The sequence below is a fragment of the Enterococcus sp. AZ084 genome (assembly GCF_051714905.1).
In the GTDB taxonomy this organism is placed as follows: Bacteria; Bacillota; Bacilli; order Lactobacillales; family Enterococcaceae; genus Enterococcus_B; species Enterococcus_B pernyi.
In genome coordinates this window covers 2,744,025-2,759,603 of the sequence record NZ_JBIOSS010000001.1, presented here as the reverse complement: position 1 = coordinate 2,759,603, position 15,579 = coordinate 2,744,025, and the positions used below count along the sequence as shown (strand labels likewise).

The 15,579-nt window shown below is 39.5% G+C and carries 12 protein-coding genes; 7 read left to right on the top strand and 5 right to left on the bottom strand.

The features are described 5' to 3' along the window. Positions 1-57 precede the first annotated feature (57 nt). The 3 genes from IGI79_RS12470 (at position 58) to IGI79_RS12460 (ending at position 3,344) form a co-directional block, all read left to right on the top strand. On the top strand, positions 58-2,232 hold the full coding sequence (locus IGI79_RS12470) for a PBP1A family penicillin-binding protein (RefSeq protein ID WP_195274077.1): 2,175 nt from the start codon (positions 58-60) through the stop codon (positions 2,230-2,232). 67 nt (positions 2,233-2,299) lie between these two features. Beyond that, entirely contained in the window at positions 2,300-2,641 is a 342-nt protein-coding gene (locus IGI79_RS12465; protein ID WP_010734167.1) for a YlbF family regulator, read from the top strand. A gap of 172 nt (positions 2,642-2,813) precedes the next feature. Then, on the top strand, positions 2,814-3,344 hold the full coding sequence (locus IGI79_RS12460; RefSeq protein ID WP_195274079.1) for a hypothetical protein: 531 nt from the start codon (positions 2,814-2,816) through the stop codon (positions 3,342-3,344). Positions 3,345-3,453: 109 nt separating this feature from the next. Here the strand turns inward: IGI79_RS12460 and IGI79_RS12455 are convergent, their stop codons facing one another. From IGI79_RS12455 to IGI79_RS12440, 4 genes are read right to left on the bottom strand one after another with little or no spacing between them, the layout of a single operon-like run. Continuing rightward, positions 3,454-4,140: a rhamnogalacturonan acetylesterase gene (locus tag IGI79_RS12455; protein ID WP_195274081.1), complete on the bottom strand. Its 687-nt coding sequence runs from the start codon at positions 4,138-4,140 to the stop codon at positions 3,454-3,456. Positions 4,141-4,142: 2 nt separating this feature from the next. Continuing rightward, positions 4,143-5,546 (bottom strand): glucuronate isomerase, encoded by a 1,404-nt coding sequence (uxaC, locus tag IGI79_RS12450; protein WP_195274083.1) that lies wholly within the window; start codon positions 5,544-5,546, stop codon positions 4,143-4,145. A 45-nt stretch (positions 5,547-5,591) separates the two neighbouring features. After that, the gene (locus IGI79_RS12445; protein WP_195274085.1) at positions 5,592-7,097 is read right to left on the bottom strand and encodes a UxaA family hydrolase; all 1,506 of its coding nucleotides are present in this window, start codon (positions 7,095-7,097) and stop codon (positions 5,592-5,594) included. A 5-nt stretch (positions 7,098-7,102) separates the two neighbouring features. Beyond that, positions 7,103-8,515 carry a tagaturonate reductase gene (locus IGI79_RS12440; protein WP_195274087.1) on the bottom strand — a complete coding sequence of 471 codons (1,413 nt, stop codon included), beginning with the start codon at positions 8,513-8,515 and terminating at the stop codon, positions 7,103-7,105. Between the two features lie 373 nt (positions 8,516-8,888). Here IGI79_RS12440 and IGI79_RS12435 point away from each other — a divergent pair, with 373 nt between their 5' ends. Beyond that, positions 8,889-11,078 (top strand): helix-turn-helix domain-containing protein, encoded by a 2,190-nt coding sequence (locus IGI79_RS12435; RefSeq protein WP_195274089.1) that lies wholly within the window; start codon positions 8,889-8,891, stop codon positions 11,076-11,078. Between the two features lie 165 nt (positions 11,079-11,243). Here IGI79_RS12435 and IGI79_RS12430 read toward each other — a convergent pair whose 3' ends face one another. After that, on the bottom strand, positions 11,244-12,116 hold the full coding sequence (locus IGI79_RS12430) for a carbohydrate ABC transporter permease (protein WP_104872525.1): 873 nt from the start codon (positions 12,114-12,116) through the stop codon (positions 11,244-11,246). 283 nt (positions 12,117-12,399) lie between these two features. Here IGI79_RS12430 and IGI79_RS12425 point away from each other — a divergent pair, with 283 nt between their 5' ends. The 3 genes from IGI79_RS12425 to IGI79_RS12415 are packed head-to-tail and all read left to right on the top strand — an operon-like array spanning position 12,400 to position 15,530. Beyond that, positions 12,400-13,371: an ABC transporter permease gene (locus IGI79_RS12425; protein ID WP_104872526.1), complete on the top strand. Its 972-nt coding sequence runs from the start codon at positions 12,400-12,402 to the stop codon at positions 13,369-13,371. Positions 13,372-13,386: 15 nt separating this feature from the next. Continuing rightward, on the top strand, positions 13,387-14,028 hold the full coding sequence (locus IGI79_RS12420; RefSeq protein ID WP_104872527.1) for a YesL family protein: 642 nt from the start codon (positions 13,387-13,389) through the stop codon (positions 14,026-14,028). Continuing rightward, the gene (locus IGI79_RS12415; protein ID WP_195274091.1) at positions 14,025-15,530 is read left to right on the top strand and encodes an extracellular solute-binding protein; all 1,506 of its coding nucleotides are present in this window, start codon (positions 14,025-14,027) and stop codon (positions 15,528-15,530) included. The genes IGI79_RS12420 and IGI79_RS12415 overlap by 4 nt, the downstream gene beginning before the upstream one ends. The last annotated feature ends 49 nt before the right edge of the window (positions 15,531-15,579 follow it).

The window sequence follows — 15,579 nt, the reverse complement described above, 5'->3', positions numbered from 1 at the left end:
CATAATTAGTTATGTTAAAATGAGAAGAATGAGATCAATAGACAGGAGAAGAAGTGAATGGATTTTCAGAGCATGTTAAGAAGAGTAAAAACTGCGCTCATCAGTTTTTGGCGATGGATTAAGCCTTACCTCGGACAATTCCATCGATGGCGTAAGCGCATTTGGAAAAAATATCATATCAACAAGTTGATTTTACTGATCGGACTGATCTTCGTATTGATCACGAGTATTTATCTATTTGTATTAGCAAAACAAGCGAATGTTGAAACACTGAAATCTGGTTTGAGTCAGTCGACCGTGATTTATGATAAAAACAACGAAGAGGCGGGGACGTTATATGCACAAAAAGGGTCTTATGTGGAGTTAGATGCGATTTCTCCACTGATCCAAGATGCCGTTATCTCGACCGAAGACCGGAATTTTTATCAACATCCTGGTTTTGATATCAAAGGGATTGCCAGAGCAGCAGTAAGGATGATCACATCTGGTGGTACAGGCGGGGGTGGCGGAAGTACCATTACCCAACAGTTAGCCAAAAATGCGTATCTTACACTAGATCAAACGTTTGACAGAAAAGCGAAAGAACTTTTTCTAGCGATTGAGATCGAGAAGAAGTACAGCAAAGAAGAAATTTTAACGATGTATCTGAACAATGCTTATTTTGGTAATGGGGTTTGGGGTGTACAAGATGCATCAAGACGCTATTTTGGAGTGGATGCTAACAATGTCACACTGTCTGAAGCTGCTACATTAGCGGGGATGCTGAAGGGTCCTGGTATCTACAACCCAATCGATCATCCAGAAAATGCCAATAATCGGAAAAATACGGTGTTAAGCGTGATGGCAGACAATGGTAAAATCAGTGAAGAACAAGCAACTGCTGAGTCTCAGACGGACATCACACACTATTTGAATGATACGTATACTGGTTCGGAGTCTGGTTATCGTTATCCTTATTATTTTGATGCAGTGATTGATGAAGCTGTTAGTGAATATGGCTTAGATGAAGCAGATGTCATGAACAAAGGCTATAAAATCTATACGTCATTGAATCAGAATTATCAGCAACAACTAGAAGCGACTTATCAAAATGATGCGTTATTCCCTCCAAATGCGACAGATGGTGCCATGGTCCAATCAGGTTCAGTTGCACTAGATCCGAAAACTGGCGGGGTGGCAGCGCTGGTTGGTCGACGTGGGGAGCATGTCTTTAGAGGATTCAACTTTGCGACGCAGATGAAACGTTCACCTGGTTCATCGATCAAACCACTTAGTGTGTTTGCTCCCGCATTAGAAGCTGGCTATACACCTTCAAGTATTCTTGAAGATAAACCACAATCTTATTATGATGCGCACAACTTTGATGGGACCTATCAAGGGGAAGTACCGATGTATCAAGCAGTAGCCCAAAGTTTGAATTTACCTGCTGTGTGGTTGCTTCATGAAATCGGACTTCAAAAAGGGTTTGATAAGACAAAAGAATTTGGCTTGCCTTTAGCTGATTCAGACAAGTATTACGGGTTAGCGTTAGGCGGTTTGGAAAATGGGGTCTCCCCAATGACCATGGCGGGAGCTTATGGCTCATTCGCCAATAATGGAAAGATGTACACGCCGCATTTGATCACTAAGATCGTCGACTCTACTGGAGCGGTCATCGTTGATAATACTAACAGTAAACCAAAACAGGTCATTTCTGAAGAAACAGCAAATCAGATGACTAGCATGTTACTAGGTACGTTCTCTAATGGAACGGGTGTTGCAGCGAATCCATATGGTTATACGGTGGCAGGGAAAACAGGAACGACAGAAACGAATTTTGATGCAACAAAAGCGAATGACCAATGGATCGTTGGATATACACCAGACGTAGTCATATCTACTTGGTTGGGATTTGAAGAAACGAGTGAACTTCACTATTTAGAAGGTACAAGTGGCAATGTGGTGGGGAAAGTCTTCAAATCAGCAGCAGAAGGCATCTTGCCTTACACCGAGCAAACAAGATTCAATGTTGCGGATGCCTATGCTACCGGCGGTCAAGTCGTCCCAGCAGATCAAGTACCAGATAATTCACAAACCAATGAAGAGAATCAGGGGAACTGGCAAGACAATTTAGATCGTTATGGCGAACAAGCAAAAGATGGCCTAAGGAATTTTGGCGATATGCTGAGAGAAGGCGTACAAGGTATCGGTGATGCAACACGAGATCTATGGCGTCGATTCCAAGGAGAGTAGGCACTTTGAAAACGAATCACCTCATGTTACAATAGAGTTTATTAAATAGAAGAAAAGAGGCCGTCGTATGTCAAATATTTATGATAGTGCAAATCAAATCGAACGTGAGATTCGTGAACTAAAAGAATTCAAAGAGCTAGAAGAAGCTTATGCAAAAGTAAAAGCGAATGAAGAAGCACACCAACTGTTTAAAGATTTCCAAGCGATGCAGATCGAATTACAAGAAAAACAAATGAGCGGACAAGAATTCAGCGATGAAGATGCTGCCAGAGCGCAAGAAATGGCAATGAAAATCCAAACAGAAGAAGTCATCAATGACTTGATGCAAAAAGAACAAGGGTTCAGCACGATCATCAACGATTTAAACCGTATCATCATGACACCAGTACGCGACTTGTACAGCGAATAGTCACCAACAAAATAACTCTCTGGCATGAAATCTCTAAAGGATTTCATGCCATTTTTTTTATGAAAAACAATTTTTTCTTTCAGAAGAAAAAGTGATGGACAGGCAAGGATCATCCTTTGTTATCATTAAGTTGCAGAAAGACACCGATAAACAAACGAGAGGATGTGAACCTATGCGAAAAAAAATGACGATCGAAATTACCGCACCTATTAAAGGATTGAATGTTACGAAACCTTTTGACTTAGCCCTTTTCAATCAATTTATCCTACATAAACGAACAAAAGAGTTACTACAGACACTAAAAAAATTGAAACATCAGCTTGTCGAAGATTCATGGGCCTATGATAAAAATTTTCGTTGGGTATCCACAAAAACGCATTTCGAGCATTATCAAAACAGTTTGATCTGGGCAGAAAAACTGGATCGAGTCATATATCAGCGGTTAACAGAAAAACAAAAGAATCACACGCCTTTTGCTCTTCTTTCATTTATGGTAACTCATCGCTATATTCACGAATATGCACGTTATACAGTGAAAGACCAACGAATGATCTTCCAAGAAATCCGCCAAAGTCCACAAGTAGAAAACAAAGATCTTTTTATGTTTGAAAAATTAAAAGAGGGTGTTAGCTTGGCAATTACGGCTAGAAGACCTTCATTAGCGGAAAAACAAAAGAACAATGATCGAACACAAAGCCTTTGATCGTATCGGTAAGTCCTAATTTAATAGACAAAACAAAAACTTAAAGCATATTACATGCTTTAAGTTTTTGTTTTGTCTGGGTAAAATTGTAAAGCCTTTGAATCATGTTTTAGATATGCGGAGCATTAAGATAATTTGCTAATGGAAGATCAGTTTCTTTTAGTAGTTCAACGACGAGTTGAGCGACTAAAGCAGCGCCTTCTGGACTAAAATGAGTGTTGTCACAAAGGCCTGAGGGATAATTTTCATAAGTATCAACTGGTAAATGCAAGTAGAACTTTTTTGTTTCTTCTTGCGTATACTGTTGAAGAGTTGCCTGTGAACGAGTGAAAACATCCAAAATGGGGTAGTTATTTTTTTCTGCGAATTGCCTCATTGCTTTTGGATATTCTCCTAAGCAATTCGGATCTAATTGTCCATTTTTCAAGTAAAGGCGTCGTGTGACGGGGGTCAAGAAAATTGGCTGTACATTTGAGGATAAGGCTGTTTGTGCATAGATAGCAAGTGCATCTATATACCCACCATATGGTTCTGTTCCTTTTGCTTCAGTGATTTTTTGGTCGTTGTGGCCAAACTGGATCAGCAAAAAGTCCCCTGCTTGAAATTCTTCTTCCAAGCGAGTGAATCGTCCTTCTTCAATGAATGATTTTGAACTACGGCCATTTTTTGCTTGATTGTTTATCTGAATCTTAGGCTGGAAGTATTTACCAAGAACTTCTCCCCAGCCAGTTTCTGGTCGAGCAGTCATGTTTTTGATCGAAGCAGTGGAGTCGCCTGCGATATGAATCGTTTGCATAGTCATTCTTCTTCCTCAAAAAAACCGAAATAGTTTCGCGCATTTGTATAACAGATATCTTCCACTAAGGTTCCTAAAAGATGGATGTCTTCGGGCGCTTCACCTCGTTCCACGATTTCACCGATCAGCTCACAGAGAACGCGTCGGAAATACTCGTGTCGTGTATAAGAGAGAAAGCTGCGAGAATCCGTCAACATACCGACGAAATTTCCTAAAACACCACCATCAGCAAGTTGTGTCATCTGTTCACGCATGCCTTCTCGGGTATCGTTATACCACCAACCAGAACCGAGTTGAAGTTTTCCGGCGGTTTCCTTTTGAAAGCAACCCATCAGAGCAAGAAGTAAGGGATAATCATTCGGATTGAGTGAATAAAGGATCGTCTTTGGTAATTGATTGGTTTGATCGGCATGATCGAGTAACTTTTGCAGGTGGCTGGTTAGTGGTTGGTCGTTGATTCCGTCATAACCAGTATCTGGCCCTAAGCGTGTGAATGCTTGGGTATTGCAGTTACGATAAGCATGGAGATGCAACTGCATCGTCCAACCATGCGCATGATACAAAGTGATCAGCCGGTTGAGTGTTTCCGTTCGATAAGCATCAATTTCTGTTTGTGTCAGTGTTTCTTTCGTCAATGCTTTCTGGAAAATCTGTTCAAGCTCATTTTCCGAAGCTGTATGATAGGACAAGCGATCTAATCCATGATCCGATAGGCGACAGCCATGCTGATGGAAATACTCGATCCTTTGACTCAATGCGGTGATCAAAGAAGTGTAATCAGCGATTGGTTTGCCAATTACGTGAGACAATTTTGACAACCATTCAGAAAATCCCTCGTGGGTGAGATTTAACGCAGCATCGGGACGGAATGCTGGTAATACTTTGAGATCAGGTTCTTCTTTTGCCAATAATTCGTGATAAACTAATTCGTCGATGGGGTCATCTGTTGTGCAAATGACAGTTACCCTCGCATTTTTCGCCATCTCTCGTCGCCGAAACGCTGGTTCAGCTAAACGTTTATTTGCTTGTTCCCAAATGTTAAGGGCGTTTTCTTCATTGATCAGTAAATCGATTTGGAAGAAACGTTTCAATTCAAGATGTGTCCAAGTATACAAAGGATTGCCTATGATTTTCGGTACCGTTTGACACCAAGCATAAAATTTTTCGTAATCTGAGGCGTGACCAGTGATTTTTTCTTCAGGAACCCCGCAAGCTCGCATCAAACGCCATTTGTAATGATCGCCACTCAACCAGGCTTCTGTCAAATTAGTGAAAGGTTTGTTCTCATAAATTTCTTTTGGTGATAGATGACAGTGATAGTCGATGATCGGCATTTTTTCAGCAGATGAATGGTACAGTTTTTTTGACCATTGATTGGTTAATAAAAAATCATCAGATAAAAACATTTACTTCACTTCTTTCAATTTCAGATTAGGTAGTGATAAGAAAAATCAAAGTGTGACACCATTTTTAAAAATAGCTAGTTCTCTTACGTCGTTGGCTTCATTTTTTGTCTCTTCTCCGCTCGCAACACGGATGATCTTATCGATAAATAAAGGTAAGACCTCTGCCATGGATTGAGTCAATAATTCACCAGCATCAAAGTCCATCCAATGTTGTTTTCGTTCGAATAAAGGTGTGTTGGTTGATACTTTCAGCGTGGGAACGTAAGAACCAAAAGGTGTTCCTCTGCCTGTGGTGAACAAGACGAGTTGACAATCAGCAGAAGCTAACGCAGATGCGGCAACAAGGTCATTACCGGGTGCCTCCAGTAAACTCAGCCCAGTTTTACGTACTTTCTCACCATAGGCTAACACATCGACTACCGTTGAATTTCCTGCTTTTTGGGTGCAACCAAGTGACTTGTCTTCTAAGGTAGAGATACCGCCTGCTTTGTTTCCAGGAGAAGGATTTTCATAGACTGGTTCATTATAAGAGAGAAAATATTGTTTGAAATCATTGATCAAACGAACGATCGATTCAAAGACTTCTTGATTTTCTGCTCGTGCCATCAGTACTTGTTCGGCACCAAACATTTCAGGCACTTCCGTCAAGATCGTGCTACCACCTTGTGAAATCAAATAGTCAGAAAAGGCACCTAGCAATGGATTAGCAGTAATCCCTGACAATCCATCCGAACCACCACATTTCAAACCGATCGTTAGTTTATCCAGAGGAACAGGAACACGGAAATCTCTTCGTGCGATTTCTGCTAATTCTTCAAGTAATGATACGCCATGTGCTATTTCATCAGTGACATCTTGGGCAGTTAAAAATTTTACTCGTTGTTTGTTATATTTATTTAAACTAGCCTTTAATTCTTGTATCGTATTATTCTCACAACCTAATCCAAATACAAGCACACCGCCAGCATTCGGATGATGGATGGCATCAGCTAAGATCTTTTTCGTATTCTCATGGTCCTTACCTAGTTGAGAACAACCATAAGGATGTTTTAAAATCGTGAGATGATCGAAAGGATTGTCATCTGCATGTCGTTTTTTAAACTCTTGGATGATCAATTCAGCAATTCCATTGACACAGCCAACGGTTGGAACGATAAAGAGATCATTGCGAATCCCAGCTTGTCCGTCTTCACGAAGATAGCCTTGAAAGGTGCGATTTTCTTGTGGATAGACGATGGGGCGTGATTTTGGTTGGTATTGGTAGCTTTCCTCACCAGAAAGATTTGTTTTGATATTATGCGTATGTATCCATTGCCCCGCTTTGACATCCGTCAAGAGATGACCGATCGAATAGCCATACTTGATCACATCAGCCCCTGCGCTCAAATCAGACAAAGCAATTTTATGGCCTAAGGGGATTTCTTCAAAGGTAGACAACGTAACATCATCGAAGCGAAGTGTTGTATTCGTTGGAATCGTGGTAGTAGCTACGACAACGCTGTCCTGTGGGTGTAATTGGATGATTCGAGTGGAGAAATCTGGATCAGTCATTTTTTTCATCCTTTCAATTCATGTAATACGTTACGAATGCCTTTTTGATCGATCTCTTTCACGTAAAGTGAAACTGTTTCTGTTAAATCTGGAAGTACGGATAGATCTTCGCCCCAAAGCGTTGGATTTTTCAATAGTTGAAGGACAGCAGTCTCTGGCTCAGTCCAAGCTTCAGCGAAACTAGCGAGTACCATAGCGTCATCGTTTACCCGGATTTTCGAATGATCGGAACGATAAAGCAAGATCAAGGCAGCAAATGAGACAGTCAGATAGGAAGGGAGCGCTTCCCTTTTTTCAATGTATTTTTTTAGAATAGGTAGTAATCGTGTTTGAAATTTGGCAACACTGTTCAAAGCAATCGCATGTAATTGATGATGTGCAAAAGGATTTAAGAACCGTTCGTTGATTTGTCTAGCGTACGCCAGCAATTCTTCTTCGGGTAAGCGTAACATTGGGATCAATTCACTAGTCACTAATGTGTTGATGTAATCGGATAGCAGAGGATCTTTCATGACTTCTTCGACTGTTGAGACGTTTGACAGTAGACCAATCGGCACCATTGCAGTATGAGGACCGTTGAGTAGGTGGACTTTCCGCTCACGATAAGGCGTCAAATCATCAGTCAAGACAACATTCAGACCTGCTTTTTTTAATGGTAAGCGTTCATTCAATTCCTCTGGTGCTTCGATCACCCACAACATAAATGGTTCAGCTTTGACCAACAGTTGATCGTCATACCCCAATCGTTGGTGCAATTCATCGATTTCATCTCTCGGGAATCCAGGAACGATCCGATCCACCAAACTGCAATAAAAATGATTTTCTTGGTGTAGCCAATCGACAAATTCTGTTTCAAGCTGCCAATTTTTTGCATACTGTAAAACGAATTTTTTTAAAAGCTCTGCATTGCGATCAATCAATTCGCATGGGATGATCGTAAGTCCGTTTTTATTCATTTTGAATCGATGATACAAAAAGGCAGTCAATTTTGCGGGGAAGCTTGTTGGAGGGATATCATTTCGAGTATCGGCTTCATGATAACTAATACCAGCTTCTGTCGTATTAGAAAAAACAAAGGCTAATTCATCGATTTCTGCCAATGCGAGGAATTCTTGCCATTGCTCGTAAGGGTTGAGCGTACGGTCGATCACAGTGATCGGCTCTGTCGTATCGATGACTTTGCCATCAATTAACCCTTGGAGTAGAACCGTATAGAGCTGATCTTGTTCAGCCAGCTTGTCACTTAAGCCGTGAGCTAGTGGCTGGACGATTGCAACATTTCCATGATAGAGTCCTTGATTGTTTAACTGCTGAAGTTGCCAATCAACGAATCCTCTCATAAAATTTCCTTCACCAAACTGTAGACAAGTGATCGCAGCTTGATTTTTAGGGTACTGCTTTTTAGTTAATCTTTCCATCGAATGATTTCCTTTCTGTGAGACAAAAAATTTATGATAAAATTCTCTGAAACGTAAAGAGAATTATCAATATTTGTTATTTTTATAGCGACTACATGCTTCTTCTTCACTGATTTGGTGTTTTTTTGTTTATAGCAAAATCTATTACTTGTTTTCATGCTTTAAGCAATCAATTGGTGGCGCATTCATCGTAATATGAATAAAAGTTTTAGTCAATAAGGCTTGCTATCGTTAGGTTTTTCTCTTTCAAAAAAACTTATGTTTTTAAATAGTAGTATGTTAATCTGAAAGAGTGAAGATACTCATTGCTTTAGAAGATAATCAATTTTACATAAAATGTAAGCCTTTTAATTCCGGAAGGGGAGAAAGCTGAATGAGGAATAAAATGTTGTTTTATCAAATGTTTATGCCGATTTTTATTATCGGTGTGGTACTGGTCGTTGGCTTTAGTTTGTTTATCTATACAAACACCTATGACTCGATTGAAGAGAACTACTTATTAGATAAACAAAATCTATTGAAACAAATCAAAACAAATGTAGAATGGAAGTTTCGCACGATTGAGTACTCTTTCGCTACATACGGCTCCACTAAAAACTTCTCCGAAATATTTCAATCTCCTTTGAATCATACCGACTACACTATTTATTCCGAAGTACGAAAAGAACTTAATTTTATTGAAACGATCGCAATGGAGGAAAATGCGTTTAAGTTAGTCAGCCTAAAAGGCGGTTGGGGTGTTGTGAATGGCTCGTTGAACCAACTTGAACCACAAAAAGTAACTGATCTGAAGCAACAATATGTCAATCAAGATCAACAAGTTTTTTGGACGAAACAACCAGATGGAATTGAAATGGTTGTTGCACTACCTAAAGCAGTCAGCGAAAAGTATGCGTTAGGTTTTGCTTCGATCGATCATCAGGCGCTGAAACGAATCATTGAACGAAGCAACGAAGACCACTTAACGATCTATTATGGAGAAGAACTGCTCTTTACTGATGCTGAATCATCAAGAGAAGGGATGATAACAGTCAAAAATATAGAAGCGAATGTACCAACAGTGGTTCAAAGAAATGGTCGGAATTTCATCTTGCTTCAATCTGATTACAATCAATGGCAGTATCAATTAGAGATCGATCCTGCAACTATAGGTACGACTGTCCGAAACTTGCAAATCGGATTAGCTACTGTATCCTTTACTTTGATCATTTTAGTGGGGGGCTTGTCCTACATCTTTTCTGAACGCTATGTTCGTCCCATCAGCCAGATTCAAGACCGACTGAATCTTCATTCGGAAGGCTTATCTGGAAAGAAACTAGAGAACGTTGTTCAGTCAGTGAGCCAAGTGATTGGTGAAAATGAACTATTGAGTGCGAATTTGATTACTCAGAAACCACAACTAGAAACATTATTTGTCTTGAGTCTCTTTAGAAATCGTGTGGAAAAACGGGAATTGGATCAACGGTTACGGCAGTTCAACTACGACTCGCAAAATGAATGTTACTATACAGCAATCGTGCAGATCGATCTTTTAGAAGACGGCCATGGAGGAGAACGAGATTTATTGCTATTGGCTATCAACCAAATGATTGCTGAGATCGTTCCTAAAGAAGAACGAATGATTCCTATCGTGCTGAACGAAGAAATGCAAGCAACGATTTATCGAATTTCTAAGGAAGAAGCATTCGCGAATAAAAAAGTAATGGATCACTGTCGTCAGATCCAAAAAATGATCCAAGAATATCTCAAATTGACTGTTAGCATTGGGATCAGTGAATGTTTTACTACGCTCAATGACAGTAAGCAATCTGTCGACCAAGCGAAAGAAGCCTTATACCATCGGGTAAACACTGGACCAAATTCAATTGTGTTCTACCATGAAATCATCTCAGAGCAGCAGGAGAAGACACTGATCAAATATCCAATGGAAAAACAAAATCGTTTATTTGAAGCAATCCGTTCAGGAGACGAACACGTCAGTCGACTTCTTCACGAATTGATCGTTGAGATGTTCACTCAAAATAAAAATCGACTGAATCGAGAAGTTGTCGCTATTCGGTTAGTCAATGAATTTGTTCAGTTGGGACAACTATTGGGTGTGAATATTACGCAGTTTGAAGAATTGAAGCAAATATATGTCAAGGTGTTACACACCTATCATCCTCAAGAACTTGAGCAATTGCTATTAGAATATTTTGTTCAACCAATCACAAAAAGTTCTCAAGAAATCACGGAGCAAGAGTTTAAATCGTTATCAGAAAAAATGATCCATATCATCTATAGCGAATATGATCGTGATCTATCACTAGACATGGTGGCAGACCGCCTGCACTATAATCCTAACTATTTGAGTAACGTGTTCAAAAAAGAAACCGGTGAAAACTTTGGAGATTTCATTCAGAACTACCGCTTAGAGATCGCTAAGAAATGGTTGACAGAAACGACGTTATCCGTGAAAGAAATTGCAGAAAGACTCAAATATCGTAACTCACAAAACTTTATTCGCTTTTTCAAAAAGAAAGAATCCGTCACTCCTGGTGAGTACCGTAAGAAAAACCGCTGAGGACAACTTAGTGAACGCCGATCATTAAAGTCCTAAATAAGTTACTTAGGAAAAATAGTTGTTTCGATTGCGAGAAATAGCACGATCTTTGAAAAATGAATTTTTCTTAGATCGTGCTATTTAAATGAATAATTATTTTTAAACGTATCTTTAAGTATGAAAGGGTCAACCTTTGACTGAGCCGACCAATGCCCCTTTTACAAAGTACTTTTGAACAAATGGATAAGCAACTAACATTGGCACTGTAGCAATTACGATGACGGCCATTTTGATCGTTTGTGCCGGCGGGATGATATCGACAGCACTACTCTCCGCTTGCATCCCGCTTGACACGATCACGATTTGACGTAATAAGATTTGGATCGGCCATTTAGAGGAATCGTTAATATATAAGATCGCCGTCATATACGTATTCCAATAGGTCACAGCATAAAAAAGGGAGATCGTCGCAATGGAAGGTAAAGCAAGGGGCAACATGATTTTGAAAAAGACCCCGAAATCAGTACAGCCATCCATCTTGGCAGATTCTTCTAAACTATTAGGTAAAGCTTGAAAAAAGTTACGCATGATGATCATATTCATGGCGTTGACAGTTACAGGTAAGATCATCGACCAGTACGAATTGATCAATCCCAAGGAGCGCACCACTAAGAATGTCGGAATCATTCCACCACTAAAGAGCATGGAAAAGACAACCATAAAGTTAAAAAAGCCTCGCCCAAAAAGATATTTACGTGATAATCCATAGGCCATCAATGAAGTCACGCACATGCTGACGATCGTCCCAAGCCCAGTAATACCAATAGAAACAGCCAAAGCTCGAAAAATCGTGGGTGTAGATAAGATGTAACGATAGGCATCTAAAGAAAACGTAGTCGGGAAAAGGATGAATTTTTTTGCTACGACTTCTTGTGTAGAGGCAAATGAAGTGGCGATGATATTTAAAAACGGTACGATACAGATCAAAGCTAATAATAGTAGAAAAATAGAATTAAAAATCGTAAAGCTTTTTTCTCCAAGCGAAACCTTTTTTTTCATTTAGAGAGAACCCTCCTTCAAACCATAAGTATTTTTGTACCTCCAATCTATCATCTGCTTGAAATTACGTACATAATCATTTTTTAGTGAGAGGAAATCATGAGGTTTCAATAGAAGAAACAGCATCACCTAACAAATCGATCAGATGAAGCAAAAAAGTGATCAATCAAGTGATGATCGGCAGTTACCTACGTCAGTGAAAATGATTATATACGGAATCACTTTTCTTCCTTTATGCTGTGGATAGCTAATGAAGTCACACAATGTTTAACAAGGAGGGCTTATGGAAAGTGTAAAAAGAGAGCTAGGTTCAATTACCTTATCAAAAAAGGAAGAACGAACAAAAAGAAGAAGGAAGACGATTGCTGGAATCAAAACGAATAAATTTCTGTACTTGATGATTCTTCCAGGAATCCTTTATTTCATTGTTTTTAGATATTTACCTATGGGTGGGTTAGTGATTGCGTTTCAAGACTATCAACCTTATCTGGGGATTCTTGGTAGTCCTTGGGTTGGTTTCAAGCACTTCATTCGATTATTTACTGAACCAACATTTTTTATGCTGTTGAGAAATACGCTGATTTTGTTTGGACTGAACATTTTTGTTTTTTTCCCAATGCCGATCATTCTGTCGCTACTATTGAATGAAGTAACGAACAAGCGATTCAAGAATAGTATCCAAACAATCATTTACATTCCACATTTCATGTCTTGGGTCATCATCGTCTCGATCACCTATGTTTTTTTGAATGTGGACGGTGGGGTCATCAATGAATTTTTGGCAAGTATCGGACTAGACAAAATAAGTTTTTTGACGTCGCCTGATTGGACACGAACAGTCTATATCGGACAGGTGATTTGGAAAGAACTAGGGTGGTCAACGATCATTTACCTCTCGGCGATCACCGCAGTCGATACGCAATTATATGAAGCAGCTGAAATGGACGGGGCAGGGCGGTTACGTAAGACATGGCATGTGACATTACCTGCGATTCGTCCAGTGATCATTACCTTGTTGATTTTGAAAATCGGTCAAACACTTGATTTAGGATTTGAGCATATGTACTTGCTACTCAATTCATTGAATCGCAGTGTGGCAGAAATTTTTGATACGTATATCTATACTGCTGGATTGAAGAACGGACAATTGAGTTTTAGTACTTCAATGGGCTTGTTCAAAGGTGTAGTGGGCTTGTTTATGGTCGTACTTGCGAACAAGCTTGCAAAGAAACTGGGTGAAGATGGTGTGTACTAGAAAAGGAGCAAGCAGATGTTGCAAAAGTTAGAGAGTACAAATAAAAAATTGATCAGACTCCTGCAACTCGTTTACTTAAATTTTTTGTGGGGAATATTAGTCGTTTTGGGTCTCGGACTATTCACATTTGGCCCAGCTTCTTATGCAACGGTCTCGGTGATCCGTAAGTGGTTACGTTCATCCGAAGATTTTCCACTAACACAGACGTACTTTCACTATTTTAAAGAGAATTATAGAGAAACGCTATTGATCAGTTGGTTATATCTTGCAGTTGCCTTCGTCTTATACGTGGATCTTGCCTACATCCAAAATTGGTACTTACGCGTAGTGATTTTGGTCATCAGCTTTTTTTATGTGTTATCTGCGCTGTATATTTTCCCGATTATGGCCCATTACCAATGGCAAGGGATGTTTTATAAAATCAAAATGGCTTTTTTGTTTGGTTTTTCTCAGTTACATTATTCACTCGTTTTACTATTGATCATTATGGGCAGTTACGCGGTAATTATTCGCTTAGCTCCTGGTATGTTGACGTTCATGGGGAGTAGCTTCTTCTTTTTTGCCATCACTTGGACAGCGGTACAACTATTTGATCGCCTTAAAAAGAAAGAAGTAGCAATAGATAAAAATACATTCAGTGAAGGAGAACAATTATGAAGAAAAAAACGTTAGTAACAGCAGGGATCGGTTTGCTCAGCATACTTGCTTTGTCAGCTTGTGGCAATGATTCAAGTGATACATCCGCAGATACAGAGGATGGGAAAACGCGAATCACTTGGTTGAACATTTTACATACAGCTTCGCCACCTAATGATACGATCGTTGATAAAATCGAGGAAAAAACCAATTCAGAGTTGACGTTCAACTGGATTCCTGATGCATCAAAAGAGGAACGGTTGACAACTGCATTAGCATCAAATGAACTAGGAGATATCGTGACATTACAAATTGCCATGTTAAAGAATTCCTCTGTACGAAATGCGTTGAAGTCTGGAGTTTTTTGGGATGTGTCTGATTACTTAGCTGACTACAAAAATTTAAGTAAAATATCAGAGGATCGAATCGAAGCGGCAAGTATCGATGGTGCATTGTATGGCGTACCTATGCAAAAAGATTACGCTCGTGCAGGTTTAGTTATCCGAAAAGATTGGTTGGACAATCTAGGCTTGGAAGTACCAGATACCTTGGATGAACTTTATGAAGTAGCGAAGCAATTCACAGAAAATGATCCAGACGGCAATGGTGTCGATGATACAGTTGGTTTTGGCGATCGCGCCCCAAGTGATATCCGTTATACGAGCTTCAAATTATTTACGTCGTATTACGGTGCGCCGAATGGTTGGAAAGTAGAGAGTAACGGTCAATTTACACCTGAATTTGATACAGATGAGTATATGAAAGCGATGAATTTTTCCAGAGACTTATTTGAAAACGGTTACTTAGCGCAAGACTTTGCAGTGACTCAAAAGACAGACCAACAGGAACAATTTGCACAAGGTAAAACAGGGATCTATACCGGGATGATCGATATCAAAAACCTGAAAAATATGGGGAAAGATATTCAACCAGAGATGGAGCTTGTGCCAGTAAATAAAATATCAGATGGTGAAGATGGGGATTACCATGTATGGTCAGAAGGAAATGGAGTAGGAGGGCTATTGGCATTTCCTAAATCCTCGGTCAAAGATGAAGCACAATTGAAGAAATTACTTCAGTTTATCGATGATTTATTAGAAGAAGATATGTATAAATTGATGACAGGTGGTATTGAAGGAACACATTACCAATTGCAAGAAGATGGCGCGATTGAATACATCGACATGGACCTTTGGCAACAGGAAGTGCAACCATTGTCCAGTTCAAGACCAAGTGAAGTTACATTTTCATTTAAAGATGCTGATCCAGAGAAAGAATTATCCAATCAATTAGTTAAGGAAAATGAACAGTTTGTTGTGTTAGATCCAACCGTCCCATTAGATTCAGAGAAAAACAATGAAGTCGGTTCAGAAATTGAAAAAATCATGATCGATGCAACTGTCCAATATATTATGGGGCAAATAGATGAAGATGGATTCAAACAAGCAATCAGCAATTGGCGTGCCCAAGGTGGCGATCAAATTGCTGAAGAATATGAAGAGGCTTATAAAGCTGCACAGTAATAGTAGATGTATCAAAGAAAGGGCTGTAACTATTCCAACCGCAGCCCTT

Coding starts and splice junctions, on each gene's coding strand:
- IGI79_RS12470 (WP_195274077.1), top strand. CDS start 58: ATGGATTTTCAGAGCATGTTAAGAAGAGTAAAAACTGCGCTCATCAGT.
- IGI79_RS12465 (WP_010734167.1), top strand. CDS start 2,300: ATGTCAAATATTTATGATAGTGCAAATCAAATCGAACGTGAGATTCGT.
- IGI79_RS12460 (WP_195274079.1), top strand. CDS start 2,814: ATGCGAAAAAAAATGACGATCGAAATTACCGCACCTATTAAAGGATTG.
- IGI79_RS12455 (WP_195274081.1), bottom strand. CDS start 4,140: ATGCAAACGATTCATATCGCAGGCGACTCCACTGCTTCGATCAAAAAC.
- uxaC (WP_195274083.1), bottom strand. CDS start 5,546: ATGTTTTTATCTGATGATTTTTTATTAACCAATCAATGGTCAAAAAAA.
- IGI79_RS12445 (WP_195274085.1), bottom strand. CDS start 7,097: ATGACTGATCCAGATTTCTCCACTCGAATCATCCAATTACACCCACAG.
- IGI79_RS12440 (WP_195274087.1), bottom strand. CDS start 8,515: ATGGAAAGATTAACTAAAAAGCAGTACCCTAAAAATCAAGCTGCGATC.
- IGI79_RS12435 (WP_195274089.1), top strand. CDS start 8,889: ATGAGGAATAAAATGTTGTTTTATCAAATGTTTATGCCGATTTTTATT.
- IGI79_RS12430 (WP_104872525.1), bottom strand. CDS start 12,116: ATGAAAAAAAAGGTTTCGCTTGGAGAAAAAAGCTTTACGATTTTTAAT.
- IGI79_RS12425 (WP_104872526.1), top strand. CDS start 12,400: ATGGAAAGTGTAAAAAGAGAGCTAGGTTCAATTACCTTATCAAAAAAG.
- IGI79_RS12420 (WP_104872527.1), top strand. CDS start 13,387: ATGTTGCAAAAGTTAGAGAGTACAAATAAAAAATTGATCAGACTCCTG.
- IGI79_RS12415 (WP_195274091.1), top strand. CDS start 14,025: ATGAAGAAAAAAACGTTAGTAACAGCAGGGATCGGTTTGCTCAGCATA.